General features: G+C 65.1%; 13 protein-coding genes. 9 read left to right on the top strand and 4 right to left on the bottom strand.

Annotated elements, in window-relative coordinates; translation table 11 throughout:
- Positions 1 to 157 precede the first annotated feature (157 nt).
- Positions 158 to 1,399, bottom strand: coding sequence for an ABC transporter substrate-binding protein (locus AB7245_RS44300; protein ID WP_085404062.1), 1,242 nt, complete (start codon positions 1,397 to 1,399; stop codon positions 158 to 160).
- Positions 1,400 to 1,546: 147 nt separating this feature from the next.
- Positions 1,547 to 1,903, bottom strand: a complete 357-nt coding sequence (locus AB7245_RS44295) for a DUF1304 domain-containing protein (RefSeq protein WP_187388035.1) — start codon at positions 1,901 to 1,903, stop codon at positions 1,547 to 1,549.
- A 97-nt stretch (positions 1,904 to 2,000) separates the two neighbouring features.
- Between AB7245_RS44295 and AB7245_RS44290 the strand changes: the two genes are divergently transcribed.
- Positions 2,001 to 2,531, top strand: a complete 531-nt coding sequence (locus tag AB7245_RS44290; protein ID WP_085404061.1) for a methylated-DNA--[protein]-cysteine S-methyltransferase — start codon at positions 2,001 to 2,003, stop codon at positions 2,529 to 2,531.
- A gap of 8 nt (positions 2,532 to 2,539) precedes the next feature.
- Here the strand turns inward: AB7245_RS44290 and AB7245_RS44285 are convergent, their stop codons facing one another.
- Entirely contained in the window at positions 2,540 to 5,329 is a 2,790-nt protein-coding gene (locus AB7245_RS44285) for a [protein-PII] uridylyltransferase (RefSeq protein ID WP_071909009.1), read from the bottom strand.
- A 188-nt stretch (positions 5,330 to 5,517) separates the two neighbouring features.
- On the opposite strand from AB7245_RS44285, the gene AB7245_RS44280 reads away from it, so the two are divergent.
- The 7 genes from AB7245_RS44280 to AB7245_RS44250 all read left to right on the top strand — a co-directional run bounded on the left by AB7245_RS44280 (position 5,518) and on the right by AB7245_RS44250 (position 12,843).
- Positions 5,518 to 6,489, top strand: a complete 972-nt coding sequence (locus AB7245_RS44280) for an aliphatic sulfonate ABC transporter substrate-binding protein (protein ID WP_014491109.1) — start codon at positions 5,518 to 5,520, stop codon at positions 6,487 to 6,489.
- 226 nt (positions 6,490 to 6,715) lie between these two features.
- Positions 6,716 to 7,561 (top strand): ABC transporter permease, encoded by an 846-nt coding sequence (locus AB7245_RS44275; protein WP_085404060.1) that lies wholly within the window; start codon positions 6,716 to 6,718, stop codon positions 7,559 to 7,561.
- Between the two features lie 4 nt (positions 7,562 to 7,565).
- Positions 7,566 to 8,351 carry an ABC transporter ATP-binding protein gene (locus AB7245_RS44270; protein ID WP_085404059.1) on the top strand — a complete coding sequence of 262 codons (786 nt, stop codon included), beginning with the start codon at positions 7,566 to 7,568 and terminating at the stop codon, positions 8,349 to 8,351.
- A 54-nt stretch (positions 8,352 to 8,405) separates the two neighbouring features.
- Complete coding sequence (locus AB7245_RS44265; RefSeq protein WP_028149375.1) at positions 8,406 to 8,915, top strand: OsmC family protein; 510 nt, start codon at positions 8,406 to 8,408, stop codon at positions 8,913 to 8,915.
- Positions 8,916 to 9,093: 178 nt separating this feature from the next.
- Entirely contained in the window at positions 9,094 to 9,909 is an 816-nt protein-coding gene (locus tag AB7245_RS44260; protein WP_085404058.1) for a hypothetical protein, read from the top strand.
- 104 nt (positions 9,910 to 10,013) lie between these two features.
- Positions 10,014 to 10,727 carry a hypothetical protein gene (locus AB7245_RS44255; RefSeq protein WP_085404057.1) on the top strand — a complete coding sequence of 238 codons (714 nt, stop codon included), beginning with the start codon at positions 10,014 to 10,016 and terminating at the stop codon, positions 10,725 to 10,727.
- A 439-nt stretch (positions 10,728 to 11,166) separates the two neighbouring features.
- Complete coding sequence (locus AB7245_RS44250) at positions 11,167 to 12,843, top strand: methyl-accepting chemotaxis protein (protein ID WP_135215601.1); 1,677 nt, start codon at positions 11,167 to 11,169, stop codon at positions 12,841 to 12,843.
- Between the two features lie 122 nt (positions 12,844 to 12,965).
- On the opposite strand, the gene mutS is transcribed toward AB7245_RS44250, so the two are convergent.
- On the bottom strand, positions 12,966 to 15,704 hold the full coding sequence (gene mutS, locus AB7245_RS44245; RefSeq protein WP_085404055.1) for a DNA mismatch repair protein MutS: 2,739 nt from the start codon (positions 15,702 to 15,704) through the stop codon (positions 12,966 to 12,968).
- A 216-nt stretch (positions 15,705 to 15,920) separates the two neighbouring features.
- On the opposite strand from mutS, the gene pcaF reads away from it, so the two are divergent.
- Entirely contained in the window at positions 15,921 to 17,129 is a 1,209-nt protein-coding gene (pcaF, locus tag AB7245_RS44240) for a 3-oxoadipyl-CoA thiolase (RefSeq protein ID WP_085404054.1), read from the top strand.
- The last annotated feature ends 24 nt before the right edge of the window (positions 17,130 to 17,153 follow it).

Raw genomic sequence — 17,153 nt, 5'->3', positions numbered from 1 at the left:
ACGCGCAGTTCGTAGGGTGGGTTAGCCTTGTGGCTGCGCGAAGCGCAGTCCGCCAGGCGTAACCCACCACTTCTGCTGCCGCGGATGTCGAAGAGGTGGATTACGCCGAGCAGATGCGCTTTGCGCATCTGCAGGGCTAATCCACTCTACGCAGTTACTAACCCGCCGGGCCGTTGTCCTCGATGATCGGGCCGAACAGCTCCCAACGCTCGCCGTTGAACTTCATCATCTGCATCTGCTTGTTGACGCGATAGTCGTTCGGTCCGGTGTTGATCTTGATGCCGGGCAGCGCGAAGCTCGGGGTGAAGTCCTTGATGTTGGCGACCTGCTTCATCACGTTCTCACGCGAAAGGTCGTCGCCGCACTGTTTCAGCACCTGCGTCAGCAACTCGGCGACCGAATAAGCGTAGGTGTTGACCGTGTTGAGCTTGTCGCCTTCGGGGAAATACTTGTCCATGAAGGCGAAGAAGGCCTTCACGCCCGGATCGTCCTTCCACTGCGGATCACTCGGCTCCTTGCCGTATTGGGTCGAGATGATGCCCTTGGAGATGTCGAGGCCGGCCGGCTTCAGCGTCGCCGAGATCGGGCTCGCATTGATGTCGAGGATGTGCACCGGCGTCCAGCCGAGCTCGGCCACCTTCTTGATGGCCTGCGCCGCGAATTTCGGCGTCGAGGCATCGTAGAAAAGATCTGCGCCGAGCGACTTCAGCTTGACCACCTGCGAGTCGACGGTCGGGTCGGTGACCTCGTAGGACACCTCGCCGACGATCATCTTGGCTGCCTTGTCGCCGAGGCCGCTCTTGAGGCCGGCGAGATAGTCGCGGCCCATGTCGTCGTTCTGGTAGAGCACGCCGATCTTGGCATTGGGGTGATTGGCGAGAATGTACTTGGCGTAGATGCGTCCCTCGGACACGTAGTTGGGATTGTAGGCGATGGTCCAGGGATAGTTCTGCGGATCGTTGAAGCGTGCGGCGCCGGTGGAGGCCAGCAGCTGCGGGATCTTCTTGCCGTTGAGATATTTTTGCACGGCGGCGTTCGCGGCCGTGCCGATGATCTGGAAGGTGAACAGCACCTCGTCGCCTTCGACGAGCTTGCGCACCTGCTCGACCGTCTTCGGCGGCGAATAGGCATCGTCATACTGGATCAGATTGATCTTGCGGCCGTTGATGCCGCCCTGATCGTTGATCATCTTGAAGTAGGCGGCCTGGGTCTTGCCGATATTGGCATAGACGGAATAGGCGCCGGAGAACGGCACGGTCTGGCCGATCTTGATCTCGGTGTCGCTCGCGCCGGTGTCGTATTTCTTCTGGGCGAGGGCTTGATTGAAGGGGGCTTGGCTGGCGGAGAACGTGAAGGCGAGCGCCGCCGTGGCAGCTATGAAGGCTCTGCGATTGTTCATCTTGGTTGTTCCTCCTGACGGAATTTCCGGTCGACGGTCTTTTCCCGTTGATTGCAACGGTCGCCATCGCTGCCGGAGAGTGTGGAGGAAGGTCCGGCGCCGCGCAAGGATCGCGACGCTGCGCCGTAGCGTCTCAGGTCACGAGAATCAGGTCAGAAACAGCGCAACCAGCGCGATCGCCGCCGGCAGCGCCTGCACGAGCAGGATGCGGGTGCTGACGGTCGCCGCGCCGTAGGCGCCGGCCACGATCACGCAGAGCAGGAAGAATGCCTTGATCTGGAATGCGAAGGCCGGGTTGCCGTGGACGAGGCCCCAGATCAGGCCGGCGGCGAGGAAGCCGTTATAGAGCCCTTGGTTGGCCGCCAGCACCTTCGTGATCTCGGCCTTTTCAGGCGTATTGCGGAATGTCTTCAAGCCAAGCGGCTTGTCCCAGAGAAACATCTCCAGGATCAGGAAGTAGGCGTGCAGTGCGGCGACCAGCGCCACCAGGACATTGGTGATCAGAATCAAGTTGAGCCCCCCAAAGCGTCAGCTTTCGGGTGGACGTTAGCACGGCCGGCATGGCAAGTGCGATGGCGTGTTTCGATGGCCTGGTGTCGCAATGCCCGCTCGATCAACCAAACCGCCTGAACGATTCGGCCTCGATCGCCTGACGACGCCGATCGGGATCGCGCTGCTCGTCACCGATGCCGAGGGCGCCTTGCGTGCGCTCGACTGGGAAGACTACGAGCACCGCATGCGCGAGCTGTTGCGCCTGCAATACGGCGCCGTGGATCTGAGCGATCTGCCTGCGCCGACGGAGATGCGGACGGCGCTGTCGGGTTATTTCGAAGGCGATCTCGGCCAGCTCTCGGGCGTCGCATGGCGCATCGCCGGCACGCCTTTCCAGCAAAGGGTCTGGACCGCGCTCGCGCAAATCCCTGCCGGTACCACGATGAGCTATGGCGCGATGGCCGCAAGGATCGATATGCCCAAAGCCATTCGTGCCGTCGGCCATGCCAACGGCTCAAACCCGATCAGCGTGGTGCTGCCCTGTCACCGCCTGATCGGCGCGGATGGCTCGCTGGTGAAATATGGCGGCGGGCTCGAGCGGAAGCGCTGGCTGCTGCGGCATGAGGGGGTAGAGATTTAGCTCTCTCCTCACGCCGCCGGCTGCACCGCCTTGTCGCCGGCCATCACGTGGGTCAGCGCGCTCTTGATTGCGGACTGGCGCGTCGGCGCGTTGATCTGCGCGCCCAGGAGGTCGGTGACGTAGAACACGTCGCGGGCGCGCTCGCCGAAGGTCGCGACATGGGCCGAGGCGATGTTGAGGTTGAGCTTCGAGATCGCGGTGGTCAGCTCGTAGAGCAGGCCGGGGCGGTCGAGGCCGGACATCTCGATCACGGTGTAGCGGTCGGACCATTGGTTGTTGATGGTCACTTCCGGCTCGATCGTGAAAGGCCGCGCCTTGCTGCGCACGGTGCGCCGCGCCACCACTTCGGGCAGACGCAGCTTGCCTTCCAGCACGTCCTCGATCATCTCGCCGATGCGCGTGGCGCGCCGGCCCTCGTCCTCGTCACGATCGTATTCCCTGGAGATCGAGATCGTGTCGAGCGCGCGGCCGTCGGTCGTCGTGTAGATCTGCGCGTCGACGATGTTGGCGCCGGCCGAGGCGCAGGCGCCGGCGATGATCGAGAGCAGCCAGGGATGGTCGGCGGCGAAGATGGTGAGCTCGGTGACGCCGCGCACCTCGTCGAAGCCGACATTGATCGCGAGCTTGTGGCCGGCCTGTTCGCTGGAGCGGACGAAGCGGGCATGGCGGATCTTTCGCGGCAGCTCGACCTTGAGCCAATAGGCGGGATAGTGCCGGCCGATATAGGCATCGAGCTCGTCCGCCGGCCACTCGGCGAAGGCCATGCGGAATTCGGCGTAGGCGGCCGTGAGGCGCTTGCCGCGGTCGACTTCCGAGAAGCCGCCGGTCAGCACCGGTTCGGTTTCATAGTAGAGCGAGCGCAGGAGCTGCGCCTTCCAGCCGTTCCACACGCCCGGGCCGACGCCGCGGATGTCGGCGGTGGTCAGGATCGTGAGCAATTTCATCTGCTCGACCGACTGCACCACGGCAGCGAAATTCTCGATCGTCTTGCGGTCGGAGAGATCGCGCGACTGCGCGACCGTGGACATCGTCAGATGTTCCTCGATCAGCCAGGCCACGAGCTCGGTGTCGGCCGCGCTGAAGCCGAGCCGCGGGCACAGCCGGCGCGCCACCTTGGCGCCCGCGATCGAGTGATCCTCCGGCCGTCCCTTGGCGATGTCGTGCAGCAGCGTCGTGATGTAGATCACCGCACGGTGCTCGGGCCGGATCTTGCGGAAGAGATCGCTGGCGAGCGTGAACTCCTCGATGCCGCCGCGCTCGATGTCCTGCAGGAAGCCGACGCAGCGGATCAGATGCTCGTCGACGGTGTAGTGATGATACATGTTGAACTGCATCATCGAGACGATCTTGCCGAAGGCGCGGATGAAATGGCCGAGCACGCCGGTCTCGTTCATCCGCCGCAGCACGATCTCGGCGTTGTCGGAGGTCAGGATCTCCATGAACAGCCGGTTGGCTTCCGGGTTCTCGCGCAGCTGCGCGTTGATCAGTCCGAGCGAGCGCGTCACGTCGCGCATCGCGTCCGGATGGAAGGCGAGGTTGTTCTTCTGCGCCAGGCGGAAGATCCGGATCAAATTGACCGGATCGTGCTTGAACACGTCGGGCGCGGCGACGTTGATGCGGTTGTTGTCGACGAGGAAGTCGTCGCTGTCGGGGACGCGGCGCTTCGCGGGGGCGGGGCGCAGCCGCGCCATCATCCGGCTCAGCACCGGCGCGGGCTTGGCCTGCTGGTCCTCGAGCTTGGCGCAGAGGATGGCGGTGAGGTTGCCGACTTCCTTGGCGACCAGGAAGTAGTGCTTCATGAAGCGCTCGACGTCCTGCATGCCGGGATGCGAGGTGTAGCCGAGCCGGACCGCGATCTCGCGCTGGAGATCGAAGGAGAGGCGCTCCTCCGCGCGGCCGGAGTAGAAGTGCAGATTGCAGCGCACCGACCAGAGGAAGTCGGCGCAGCGGCGAAAGGTGCGGTATTCCTGCGCGTCGAACACGCCGCGCTCGACCAGCTCGTCGGTATCACGGACGCGGTAGACGTATTTGGCGATCCAGAACAGCGTGTGCAGGTCGCGCAGTGCGCCCTTGCCGTCCTTGACGTTGGGCTCGACCAGATAGCGCGACTGGCCGCCGCGGCGGTGGCGCTCCTCGCGCTCGGCGAGCTTTGCGGTGACGAATTCGGACGCCGTGCCCTGCACCACGTCCTTGTCGAAGCGCGCGACCAGTTCGTCATAGAGCGGCTGGTCGCCGGTCAGGAAGCGCGTTTCCAGAATCGCGGTGCGGATGGTCATGTCGCCGCGCGCCTGCCGGATCGATTCATCGACCGAGCGCGTGGCGTGCCCGACCTTCAGCCCCATGTCCCAGAGACAGTAGAGAATGGCCTCAGCCACCTGTTCACCCCAGGCGGTCTGCTTGTAGGGCAGGATAAACAGGAGATCGATATCGGATTCCGGGGCCATCAGGCCGCGGCCATAGCCGCCGGTCGCGACCACCGCCATGCGCTCCGCGCCGCTCGGGATCGGCGAGCGGTAGAGATGCCGGGTCGCCGCCGAATACAGGATGCGGATGATCTCGTCCTGCACGTGGCACAGCCGCTCGGCGCAACGCCTTCCGTGACGGTCCTTCAGCAGGATCGCCTGCGCCGCGGCGCGCGCCGCGATCAGCTCGGCCTTGAGCAATTGCGCCATGGCGGTGCGGAACGTGTCCTCACGTCCCTGATGCTTCTCGGCAAGCGCATCGACCGCGGCGGTGATCCGCGCGGTGTCGAAGCGATCGTCCACCTCGGCCTTGTGCTCAGTCGCGACGCTGTCCATGTCTCACCGGATATAAGAGGTGACAGGCGCTGTCACCCGCCATTCTCTGGCAATAGTCGTTCCATGCTGGAAAAGGCCGGCCTCGGGCAAAATCGTTCTCGGCCGAGGGGCTTTCGGGATAGCGATTTTCTCGTTGACCTCTAGAAATAACTCATTGAAAAACAATGAAGTTTTTGAGGAGGCTGGGCATGACCGGGATTACACGACGCATTCTGTTGGCGGGGGCTGTTGCGCTCGCCATGACCCCCGCGGCACGGGCGGCGGATCCGCTCAAGGAAATCCGCATCGACTGGGCGACCTACAATCCGGTGTCGATGGTCCTGAAGCAGAAGGGTCTGCTGGAGAAGGAGTTCGCCAAGGACGGCATCAGCATCATTTGGGTGCAGTCGGCCGGCTCCAACAAGGCGCTCGAATTCCTCAACGCCGGCTCGATCGATTTCGGCTCGACCGCGGGCTCGGCGGCGCTGGTGGCGAAGATCAACGGGAACCCCATCAAGTCGATCTACGTCTATTCGCGTCCCGAATGGACGGCGCTGGTGACATCAAAGGATTCCAAGATCGCGAGCGTTGCCGATCTCAAGGGCAAGCGCGTCGCGGTGACGCGCGGCACCGATCCGCACATCTTCCTGGTGCGCGCGCTGCTCGGTGCCGGCCTCACCGAAAAGGACATCACGCCGGTCCTGCTCCAGCACGCCGACGGCAAGACCGCGCTGATCCGCGGCGACGTCGACGCCTGGGCCGGCCTCGATCCGATGATGGCGCAGGCCGAGGTCGAGGAAGGTGCAAAACTGTTCTATCGCAAGGCGGATGCCAACACCTGGGGCATCCTCAATGTGCGCGAGCAGTTCTTGAAGGACTATCCGGACGCCGCCCGCCGCGTGCTCGCGGTGTATGAAGAGGCGCGCAAATATTCGCTGGCGAATTACGATGATCTCAAGAAGACCTTCATCGCCGTGACCAAGCTGCCGGACGCGGTCGTCGACAAGCAGCTCAAGGAGCGCACCGAGCTCACCCACAGCCGCATCGGCGCACCCCAGCGCGAGTCGATCCTCGCTGCCGGCCTTGCCCTCCAGCAGGCCGGCGTCGTCGACGCCAAGGTCGATGTGAAGGCGACGCTGGATGCCTTGATCGACGACCAGGTCCCGCTGCCGACGAATTAGTTCGGCAAGCGTGCGCGGCAAACTCCACTGTCGTCCCGGGGCGCGAAGCGAGCCCGGGACCCTTAACCACAGGGCGTGGTTTGGCGCGAAGGCCGTCACTCCGGGTCCCCGTAACCATATCGCCCTGTGGTTATGGGCCCCGGATCTGCGCTTCGCTTGTCCGGGGCGACAACCGAGATTGCCGCGCGCCCTTGCATTCCCCGATCAGACGCGCTTCCTACCGGCCATGATCTCCGACGCGCCAGTCCTGCAACAGACCTCGGAACCGGCCGAAAGCGCCGCCGCGCCCTCGCGGCTGTCGCGTTATGCGCGGCCGTTGCTTGGAATATTGCTGCCGCTCATCCTCGCGCTCGGCTGGGAGCTGGTGGTGTGGTCCGGCTGGTCCAACGGCCGTCTGGTGCCGCCCCCCTCGCGCGTCTTTGCGACCATCACCGAGCTCGCCCGCTCCGGAGAGCTGGTCCGCCACATCGCCGCGACGCTATGGCGGGTCGGCCTCGGCTTCGCTTTCGGCGTGATCGCGGGCACCGTGCTCGGCGCCATCTCCGGCTACTGGTCGCTGGCGCGGCGGCTGCTCGATCCGACCGTGCAGGCGCTGCGTGCGATCCCTTCACTCGCCTGGGTGCCGTTGTTCATTCTCTGGCTCGGCATCTTCGAGACCTCCAAGATCGCGCTGATCGCGGTCGGCGTGTTCTTCCCGGTCTATCTCGGCGTGATGGGCGCGATCCTTTCCGTCGATCGCAAGATCGTCGAGGTCGGTCGCACCTTCCGCCTCTCCGGGTTCGCCATGATCCGCCGCATCCTGCTGCCCGCGGTGCTGCCGGCCTATGTGGTGTCCTTGCGTGTCGGCCTTGGTCTGGGCTGGATGTTCGTGGTGGCGGCCGAGCTGATCGGCGCTTCCGAAGGCCTTGGCTATCTCCTGCTCGACGGCCAGCAGCTCGGCAAGCCCGCGCAGATTTTGGCCGCGATCGTCATCTTCGCCATTCTCGGCAAGCTCACCGACTGGCTGATCGAGGTCGGGGCCGCGCCGTTCCTGCGCTGGCAGGACGCCTTCGGGCGCGCGAAGGGAGCGTAACGCGATGCTGGCGCTCGACCGGGTCAGCAAGACCTATCCCAACGGCGTGCAGGCGCTGGCGCGATTCTCCGCTGAGATCAAACAGGGCGAGATCGTCGCCATCATCGGCGGCTCCGGCTGCGGCAAGTCCACGCTGCTGCGTGCCATCGCCGGCCTCGATCGCGCGAGCGCAGGCATGGTGACGCTCGACAGCGAGGCGATCAGTTCGCCGCACGCAAAAATCGGCATCATCTTCCAAGAGCCGCGGCTTCTGCCCTGGCTCAGCGTCGCGGACAATATCGGCTTCGGCCTTGCCGACCTGCCCGCGGCCGAGCGGCGCGAGAAGGTGGCGCGCGCGCTCGCCCGCGTCGGGCTCACTGATAAGGCGCAGGCCTGGCCGCGCGAGCTCTCGGGCGGGCAGGCGCAGCGCGTCGCGATCGCGCGTGCGCTGGTGCCGCAGCCGGAAGTGCTGCTGCTCGACGAGCCGTTCTCGGCGCTCGACGCCTTCACCCGCAGGGATCTCCAGGATCATCTGCTCGACCTCTGGGCCGACACCCGGCCGACACTCATCCTCGTCACACATGACGTCGACGAGGCCGTGGTGCTGGCTGATCGCGTTTTGGTGATGCGGCCGCGGCCGGGCCGGCTGTTCGACCAGATCGAGATCAATCTGGGCCGGCCGCGCGACCGCAATTCGCCGCTGTTCGAGAATTTCAAGCGAAGTGTGCTGACGTCACTCGACCGTTCGCTCGACCGCAACGTGCCCGACCGTGACGCAACCCAGGGTCCCGGTCAGGCCATGTGGTGGTGACATTTTCTCTCTGAGCCGGTACATCGAGGGACGATTTTTCCGGGAGAGAACAAGATGGACGCCGCAGCACTGCGCCAGATGCAGGCCCCGATCAAGGAACGCTACAAGACCGATCCCAAGACCGCGATGATCACGCTGAAGGCCAAGGGCTCGACCGACAGCGAAGGCATCGCCTGCAAGGTCGAGACCGGCCGCGCCATCGCGATGGCGGGCCTGCATCCGGCCACCGGCGGCTCCGGCCTCGAGCTCTGCTCCGGCGACATGCTGCTGGAAGCGCTGGTTGCCTGTGCCGGCGTCACGCTGAAATCGGTCGCGACCGCCATCGAGATCCCGCTCAAGACCGGCAATGTCTATGCCGAGGGCGATCTCGATTTCCGCGGCACGCTCGGCGTCGACAAGGAGACTCCGGTCGGCTTCGCCGAGATCCGCCTGCGCTTCGAGGTCGACACCGACGCGCCGCAGGACAAGCTTGATCTGCTCCTGAAACTCACCGAGCGCTATTGCGTGGTCTACCAGACCATCAAGAACGGCCCGAAGGTTTCGGTGTCGATGCAGCGGATGTGACTTCCTGACCCTCCCCTTGAGGGGGAGGGTCGATCGCGCGCAGCGCGAGCGGGGTGGGGTGATCTCTCCACTCGGGCGCCGTATCCGTCGAGAGACTGTCACCCGACCCCGTCTCATATTTCGCTACGCTCCATATGAGCCGACCCTCCCCCTCAAGGGCAGGGTAAGAAGCAAAAAAATGCCCCCCGAGCTCCACTTCATCATCCTCCTCGTCCTGCGCATGGCGATCGCCGCGGCGTTCGTCGTGTCCGCGTCGTTCATTGCCGAGCGCACCGGTCCGGTGATCGGCGGACTGGTGGCGACCTTGCCGATCTCGGCCGGTCCTTCCTACGTCTTCCTCGCGCTCGACCATGATGCCGCCTTCATCGCGCAAGGCGCGCTGTCGAGCCTTCCGGTCAACGCGGCGACGATCGTCCTTGGGCTCACCTATGTCGTGCTGGCGCAGCGGAACAATCTGCTGGTGAGCGCGGGCAGCGCGGTCGCGGTGTGGATCGTGCTGGCCTCCATCATCCGCCTGTTCGACTGGACGTTGACCGCCGGGCTCGCCGTCAACCTGGTCGCCTTCGGCATCTGCATTCCGCTGCTCGCACGATACCGCCATGTGAAGATGCCGCTGGTGACGCGTCGCTGGTACGACATTCCATTCCGCGCCTCGCTGGTCGCGACGCTGGTTGCGATCGTGGTCTCGACCTCGGGATGGGTCGGCCCGCGGGTGAGCGGCGTCATCGCACTCTACCCGATCGTGTTCACCAGCATGATGGTGATCCTGCATCCGCGCATCGGCGGCCCGCCGACCGCTGCCGTGCTCGCCAACTCCGCCTGGGGCCTGCTCGGCTTCGGTCTGGCAATTGCGGTGCTGCACGTCGCCGTCACGCAGTTCGGCTCGCCGATCGGCTTGAGTTGCGCACTCGCCACCTGCATCGGCTGGAACCTGACGCTGTGGTGGATGGGACGACGGAAGAGGCCGATGCATCAGCCGCGCCGCGCTTCGTAAGGCGAGATACGCTACGCTTGGGACCTCAACCCTGCGTCAGGATAGTTAGTTACCCGGGCTGGCAGACCCGCTAAACTGGCAACAGAGCAAGATCGGGGCGTGCGGTGGAGGGATTGTACAAGGTCGAATACGATATCAACGACGGCTCCGGCCGCAGCGTGCTGTACGCCCATGCCGGGAAAATGCTTGGCGGCAACACGGCCTTCGCCCACTTCGGCACCTACGAGATTGTGGACGGCGAAATCGTCGCCAGGCTCCGGACGAAGCGCCACAGCCGGTCGCCGCAGCACAGGTCGCTGGTCAGTTCCGACGCCGTCACAATCAGCATTCGCGGTCGACCGCAGGGCAAGCTCTACCGCTTCGAGGGAGAAGTGGTCGAGGACGCCTCGGTGTTTCGCGCCGTGATGACGCCGCTCGGCGACGAGGACGTTCCCCCGCCCGGTGCGGTCGGCGAGGGCGGCATCGTCAGCGGACTCTATTCGATCGACATCCGGATGCTGGATGGAATTACCGGTGGCCATACCGGCGTGATGTTGCTGCGCGACGGCCGCATCCTCGGCGGCGATGCCTTCTTCTATTATCTTGGCGCCTATTCTTCGGCGAACGGTCGCTGGAAAGGCGAATTCGTCAATCAGGAACACACGCCGGCGAAGAGCGAGCATCCCTTGTTCGGTGGCTATGAGGTGGGCATCGGCTTCTCCGGCCACTGCGATGACAAGGGCGCCGACATGGAAGCGATCGCGCTCGCCGGCAAGCGCAGCATCCGCCTCGCCGCCACCTTGAAGCTGATCGAGCCGTTTGCCAGGGCGAGCCGCTGACGGCCGCCGGAAGGCGTTGCGTTAATGGGGCAGCATCCTGGACGGTAGTCGCGCGGAAAAGTGCGCGCGGGGCCGCAATCCGTTCATGTCGCGACGTCGCTAAGTATCGATTTGATCGTTGCTAATTCGCGTTTCGGCCGTTTCTTCCGCCGGCCATTTTCGGTTCCATCACTCCGTATTTCTTCGGAGATGGGCTGCCCGATTCCGATAGGTGCATTAATCTAAATTTGGTGCATTCCCCGTAAAGCTACTCGTCGGTTGTCGTTTCCGCGTTTGGGCGGACATGGGCATCAAGGCGGGTCCTCTGTACGCGTGAACGGACCCACATAGTTCACAGCTAGTCATATTCCAACGCTCGGTCTGTCCGAGGGCGTCCGCTCGCCTGTCTTTGAGGCGCGTTGCGCTGCGGCACCATGCGATCCATTCTGGAGATGTTTTGATGTTTGGTCGTAATCCCCATGGAAATGCCCAGGCACAGCTCGACGCCATCGGCCGTTCGCAGGCGACGATCGAATTTGCACTGGATGGCACCATCCTCACCGCGAACGAGAATTTCCTGAAGGCCCTGGGCTATGGGCTGGGGGAGATCAAGGGAAAGCATCACTCCATGTTCGTGCCCGCCGATCAGCGAGGCGGCGCGGCGTACAAGGCGTTCTGGTCCGCGTTGAAGAGCGGCGAGTTCCAGGCCGCGGAGTTCAAGCGGATTGCAAAGGGTGGTCGCGAGATTTGGATCGAGGCGTCGTATAATCCCGTGCTTGACGGCGACGGCAAGCCGATCAAGGTCGTGAAGATCGCGACCGATATCACCGCGAAGAAGATCAATGCCATGACGGAAGCCTCCAAGGTGTCCGCCATCGGCCGCGCCCAGGCCGTCATCGAGTTCAAGCTCGACGGCACTATCGTGACTGCGAACCAGAATTTCTGCCAGGCGCTCGGCTATTCGCTGGCCGAGATCGAGGGCAAGCATCACAGCCTGTTCGTAGGCCCCGCTGAGCGCGACAGCGCGGCCTATCGCGAATTCTGGGCCAGGCTCAACCGCGGTGAATTCCAGGCGGGCGAATACAAACGCATCGGCAAGGGCGGCCGCGAGGTCTGGATCCTCGCCTCTTATAACCCGCTGCTCGACGAGAACGGCAAGCCGTTCGGCGTTGCCAAATTTGCGACCGACGTCACCGCGGAGAAGCTGAAGAACGCCGACCTCGCTGGTCAGATCTCGGCGATCGACAAGGCGCAGGCCGTGATCGAATTCAACATGGACGGCACGATCATCACCGCCAATGCCAATTTTCTCGGCACGCTCGGCTATTCGCTGGCCGAGATCAAGGGCAAGCATCACAGCATGTTCGTCGAGCCATTGGAGCGCGACGGCGCTGCCTATCGCGAGTTCTGGGCCACGCTCAATCGCGGCCAGTACCAGGCGGCTGAATACAAGCGCATCGGCAAGGGCGGCAAGGAGGTCTACATCCAGGCCTCCTACAACCCGATCCTCGATCTCAACGGCAAGCCGTTCAAGGTCGTGAAATACGCCACTGACACCACGCGGCAGGTGCTGGTCCGCATGGGCAATGAGCGCGTCCGCGGCATGATGGAATCGGTCGCCGCAGGCTCGGAGGAGCTGAACGCGTCGGTGCGCGAGATCTCCGAAGCGATGACCAAGTCCCGCGAGACCGCGATGAGCGCGGTGGAGCAGGTTGCCTCTGCCGACGCGCAGGCGCAGCGGCTGACCGAGGCAGCGAAGGCGATGAGCGGCATCATCGAGATGATCAACAGCATTACCAGTCAGATCAACCTGCTCGCGCTCAACGCCACGATCGAATCGGCGCGCGCCGGCGAGGCTGGCCGCGGCTTCGCGGTGGTCGCTTCCGAGGTGAAGAGCCTCGCCAATCAGGCGAGACAGGCGACCGACAAGATCGGCCAGGAGATCGGCAGCCTCAACGGCATCTCCGGCGACGTCGTCAGTGCGCTCGGCTCGATCAAGCAGGCCATCAACAACGTCAGCGAATACGTCACTTCGACAGCCGCTGCCGTCGAGGAGCAGAGCACGGTCACGAACGAGATGTCGACGAGCATGCAGCGCGCCGCCGCGGAAGCTGCTGCGATGGCGGCAAGGGCGTAGCCAAGCGCGCAGAAGTCGTAGGGTGGGCAAAGGCGCGCTCTTCGCGCGCCGTGCCCACCATCTTCCCGCGAATTGGTCGTTGAATGGTGGGCACGCTGCGCTTTGCCCACTCTACGGCATCGTCACTGCTTCGGCAGCTTGGCCTTCAACGCATACAGCGCATCCAGCGCCTCGCGCGGGGACATCTCGTCCGGATGCAGCGCCTTCACCGCGTCCATCAATAGCTCCGCCTCGCTCGGCGGCGCGGCTTCGGCGGCGGCGCGCGAGGGCACCGCGAACAGCGGCAGATCGTCGGCCAGCGCCCGGGCGGTTTGACCGCGGTCCTGGGCTTCCAACTTCGCCAGCACCGATTTGGCGCGCGTGATCACGGCCGGCGGCAGGCCGGCGAGCTTGGCGACCTGGATGCCGTAGGAGCGGTCGGCCGAGCCCGGCAGCACCTCGTGCAGGAACACGACATTGCCCTGCCATTCCTTCACCCGCACCGTCGCGTTGAACATCCGCGGCAGTTTTGCCGAGAGCGCGGTCAGCTCGTGATAATGCGTGGCGAACAGCGTGCGGCAGCGGTTGCTCTCGTGCAGATGCTCGATCGCGGCCCAGGCGATGGAGAGGCCGTCGAACGTCGCGGTGCCGCGGCCGATCTCGTCGAGGATCACGAGCGCGCGCTCGCCGGCCTGGTTCAGGATCGCTGCGGTCTCGACCATCTCCACCATGAAGGTGGAGCGGCCGCGGGCGAGGTCGTCGGCGGCGCCGACGCGCGAGAACAGGCGGTCGATGATGCCGATCCGCGCGCGCGTCGCCGGCACGAAGCTGCCGATCTGCGCCAGCAGCGCGATCAATGCGTTCTGGCGCAGGAAGGTCGATTTACCGGCCATGTTGGGACCGGTCAGCAGCCACAGCTGGCCGGATTTTTGCGCCGGTGTTGGCGAGAGATCGCAGGCATTGGCAATGAATGGCTCGCCATTGCGCTTCAAGGCCTGTTCCACGACGGGATGGCGGCCAGCTTCGATCGCGAAGCCGAGGGAGCCATCGACCTCGGGCCGCACATAATTGTCGTCGACCGCGAGCTTGGCCAGCGAGGTCGCGACGTCGAGCAGCGCAAAGGCATGGGCAGCGGCGCGCAGATCGTCGCTGATATCGAGCGCCTTCGCGGACAGCCGCTCGAAGATCTCGAGCTCGAGCCCGAGCGCGCGGTCGCCGGCATTGGCGATCTTGGCCTCGATCTCGCCGAGCTCCGAGGTGGTGAAGCGCACCTGGCCCGCCAGCGTCTGGCGATGGATGAAGGTCGCATTCAGCGGCGCCGACATCAGCTTGTCGCCGTGTTGCGCGGTGACCTCGACGAAATAGCCGAGCACGTTGTTGTGCCGGATCTTGAGGCCCTTCACACCGGTATGATCGGCGTAGCGCGCCTGCATCGAGGCGACCACAAGACGCGAAGCGTCGCGCAGGTTTCGCGTTTCGTCGAGCGCGGGCTCGTAGCCCTGACGCACGAAGCCGCCGTCGCGCTTGATCAGCGGCAGCTGCTCATCAAGGGCGCTGGCAAATTCGGATGCGAGCTCGCGCGACGGACGCTGCAGGGCCGCCATCACCACCGCGATCTCCTGCGGCGGCTGGTCGAGCTCGGAAAGCCGCGCCAGCACCTGGTCGGCGGCGATGATGCCGTCGCGCAGGCCGGAGAGGTCGCGCGGTCCGCCGCGGCCGACCGAAAGGCGGGCCAGCGCCCGCGACATGTCGGGCGCGCCGCGCAGGATGCTGCGGATGTCTTCACGCGCAGCGGAGTCCGCAACGAAGGCGCTGACGGCATCGAGCCGCCGCGCGATTGCGGGCGCGTCCGTCAGTGGCGCGGCCAGCCGCTGCGCCAGCAGGCGCGAGCCGGCCGAGGTCACGGTGCGGTCGATGGCGTCGAGCAGCGAGCCGCGGCGTTCGCCCGCGAGCGTTCGCGTCAGTTCGAGATTGGCGCGGGTGGCCGGATCGATCGCCATGGTCGCGCCCGAGGCCTCGCGCGCGGGTGGCGACAACGGCGGATGCTTGCCGACCTGGGTGCGGTCGACATAGGTGACGGCGGCGGCTGCGGCGGTCGCTTCGAGCCGCGTCAGTTGCGCCAGCCCGTCCATGGTCGCGACGGCGAAATAATCACACAGGCGTTTTTCCGCGGTGGCGCCATCGAAGACGTCGCGGGTCAGCGGCGTCACCGCCGGCAGCTCGCGCAAGGTCTGTCCGAGCTCGCTGTCATTGTAGAGTGCGTCGGTGACGATCGCCTCGTTCGGATTGATGCGCGCCAGCGTTGCGGCGAGCTCGCCGCTAGAGCATTCCATCACCGTGAATTCGGCGGTCGAGATGTCGATCCAGGCGAGGCCAAAACGGTCGCCGCCACCGGAGGCGCGGGCGCGCGCGATCGCCAGCAGATAATTGTTGGCGCGCGCGTCTAACAGCGTGTCCTCGGTCAGCGTGCCCGGCGTGACCAGCCGCACCACGCCACGGCGTACCACGCTCTTGTTGCCGCGCGCTTTGGCGGCGGCGGGATCCTCGGTCTGCTCGCACACGGCGACCCGGTGGCCGGCGCTGATCAGGCGATGCAGATAATCCTCGGAACGCTCGACCGGCACGCCGCACATCGGGATGTCGGCGCCCTGATGCTTGCCGCGCTTGGTCAAGACGATGCCGAGCGTCTTCGAGGCGATCTCGGCGTCCTCGAAGAACAGCTCGTAGAAGTCGCCCATCCGGTAGAACAGCAGCAGGCCCTGATGCGCCGCCTTGATTTCAAGGTACTGTTCCATCATCGGCGTGACGCGCGCGATGGCTTCCGCCGGCAGCGTGGGCGCTTCGTCAGGGGGCGGCACAGGTATCGGCTGTTGCATTGTCATGGGCGGCGCAACCTACAAAATTTCGCCTCCTGCTCCTACCGGTTTGGCCGGCGAGCGGAGGTTTTCCACGTTGTCCGCACCACGGCATGCATTGGCAGCGTGCGCCCCCCTCGGAACAAGCAAGAAACCGTCAATTGACCTGCCGCGGGCGCCCTCCTAAAACTCCGCGGACATTGAAGAATTTGGGCCGGACCGCGGCATTCAGGGAGAACAACGATGCGTGACGTCTTTATCTGCGATGCCGTGCGGACCCCGATCGGCCGTTTCGGCGGCTCGCTCGCCAAGGTGCGCGCCGACGACCTCGCGGCGGCCCCGATCAAGGCGCTGATGGCCAAGCATCCCAATCTCGACTGGGCACAGGTCGACGAAGTCTTCTTCGGCTGCGCCAACCAGGCCGGCGAGGACAACCGCAACGTCGCGCGCATGGCGCTGCTGCTTGCGGGCCTGCCGGATTCGGTTCCCGGGCAGACCCTGAACCGGCTCTGCGCCTCCGGCCTCGACGCGGTCGGTGCGGCTGGCCGCGCCATCCGTTCCGGCGAGATCGAGCTTGCGATCGCCGGCGGCGTCGAATCCATGACCCGCGCGCCCTTCGTGATGGGCAAGGCGCAGGAAGCCTTCTCGCGCTCCGCCGAGATTTTTGACACCACCATCGGCTGGCGTTTCATCAATCCGCTGTTGAAGGCGCAGTATGGCGTCGACGCCATGCCGGAGACCGGCGAGAACGTCGCCGAGGAATTCCAGGTCTCGCGCGCCGACCAGGACGCCTTCGCGATCCGTTCGCAGCAGCGCGCGGGCGCGGCGATCGCGGCGGGTTATTTCGCCGAGGAGATCACGCCGATCACCGTTCCCGGCGGCAAGGCCGGCCCGATCACCGTGGACAAGGACGAGCATCCGCGCCCGGAGACGACGCTGGAAGGCCTGGCAAAACTGAAGCCGATCGTGCGCAATCCCGGCACCGTGACCGCCGGCAACGCCTCCGGCGTCAATGACGGCGCGGCCGCGATGATCCTGGCTTCTGAAGCCGCCGTGAAGAAGCATGGCCTCACCCCGCGCGCACGCATCCTCGGCCTCGCCTCGGCCGGCGTGCCGCCGCGCATCATGGGCATCGGCCCGGTGCCGGCGACCCGCAAGCTGATGGAACGCCTCGGCAAGAAGATCAGCGATTTCGACCTGATCGAGCTCAACGAGGCCTTCGCCTCGCAAGGCATCGCCTGCATGCGCCAGCTCGGCGTCGCTGACGACGCCGATTTCGTCAATCCGCATGGCGGCGCCATCGCGCTCGGCCATCCCCTCGGCATGAGCGGCGCGCGCCTCGCGCTCACCGCCGTCCACGGCATGGAAAAGCGCGGCGGCAAGCTGGCGCTGGCCACCATGTGCGTCGGCGTCGGCCAGGGCGTTGCCGTTGCGATCGAGAAGCTGAATTAAGCTTTCTCTTCTCCCTCTCCCCGC

The sequence above is a fragment of the Bradyrhizobium sp. 604_D8_N2_3 genome (assembly GCF_051810765.1).
In the GTDB taxonomy this organism is placed as follows: Bacteria; Pseudomonadota; Alphaproteobacteria; order Rhizobiales; family Xanthobacteraceae; genus Bradyrhizobium; species Bradyrhizobium barranii.
Note: the sequence above shows the minus strand (reverse complement) of the source record. Positions and strands in the feature narration are given on the sequence as shown.

Excerpts from the sequence above, each read along its gene's own strand:
- AB7245_RS44300 (WP_085404062.1), bottom strand. The coding sequence starts at position 1,399 with ATGAACAATCGCAGAGCCTTCATAGCTGCCACGGCGGCGCTCGCCTTC.
- AB7245_RS44290 (WP_085404061.1), top strand. The coding sequence starts at position 2,001 with ATGCCCGCTCGATCAACCAAACCGCCTGAACGATTCGGCCTCGATCGC.
- AB7245_RS44285 (WP_071909009.1), bottom strand. The coding sequence starts at position 5,329 with ATGGACAGCGTCGCGACTGAGCACAAGGCCGAGGTGGACGATCGCTTC.
- AB7245_RS44280 (WP_014491109.1), top strand. The coding sequence starts at position 5,518 with ATGACCGGGATTACACGACGCATTCTGTTGGCGGGGGCTGTTGCGCTC.
- AB7245_RS44275 (WP_085404060.1), top strand. The coding sequence starts at position 6,716 with ATGATCTCCGACGCGCCAGTCCTGCAACAGACCTCGGAACCGGCCGAA.
- AB7245_RS44270 (WP_085404059.1), top strand. The coding sequence starts at position 7,566 with ATGCTGGCGCTCGACCGGGTCAGCAAGACCTATCCCAACGGCGTGCAG.
- AB7245_RS44265 (WP_028149375.1), top strand. The coding sequence starts at position 8,406 with ATGGACGCCGCAGCACTGCGCCAGATGCAGGCCCCGATCAAGGAACGC.
- AB7245_RS44260 (WP_085404058.1), top strand. The coding sequence starts at position 9,094 with ATGCCCCCCGAGCTCCACTTCATCATCCTCCTCGTCCTGCGCATGGCG.
- AB7245_RS44250 (WP_135215601.1), top strand. The coding sequence starts at position 11,167 with ATGTTTGGTCGTAATCCCCATGGAAATGCCCAGGCACAGCTCGACGCC.
- mutS (WP_085404055.1), bottom strand. The coding sequence starts at position 15,704 with ATGACAATGCAACAGCCGATACCTGTGCCGCCCCCTGACGAAGCGCCC.
- pcaF (WP_085404054.1), top strand. The coding sequence starts at position 15,921 with ATGCGTGACGTCTTTATCTGCGATGCCGTGCGGACCCCGATCGGCCGT.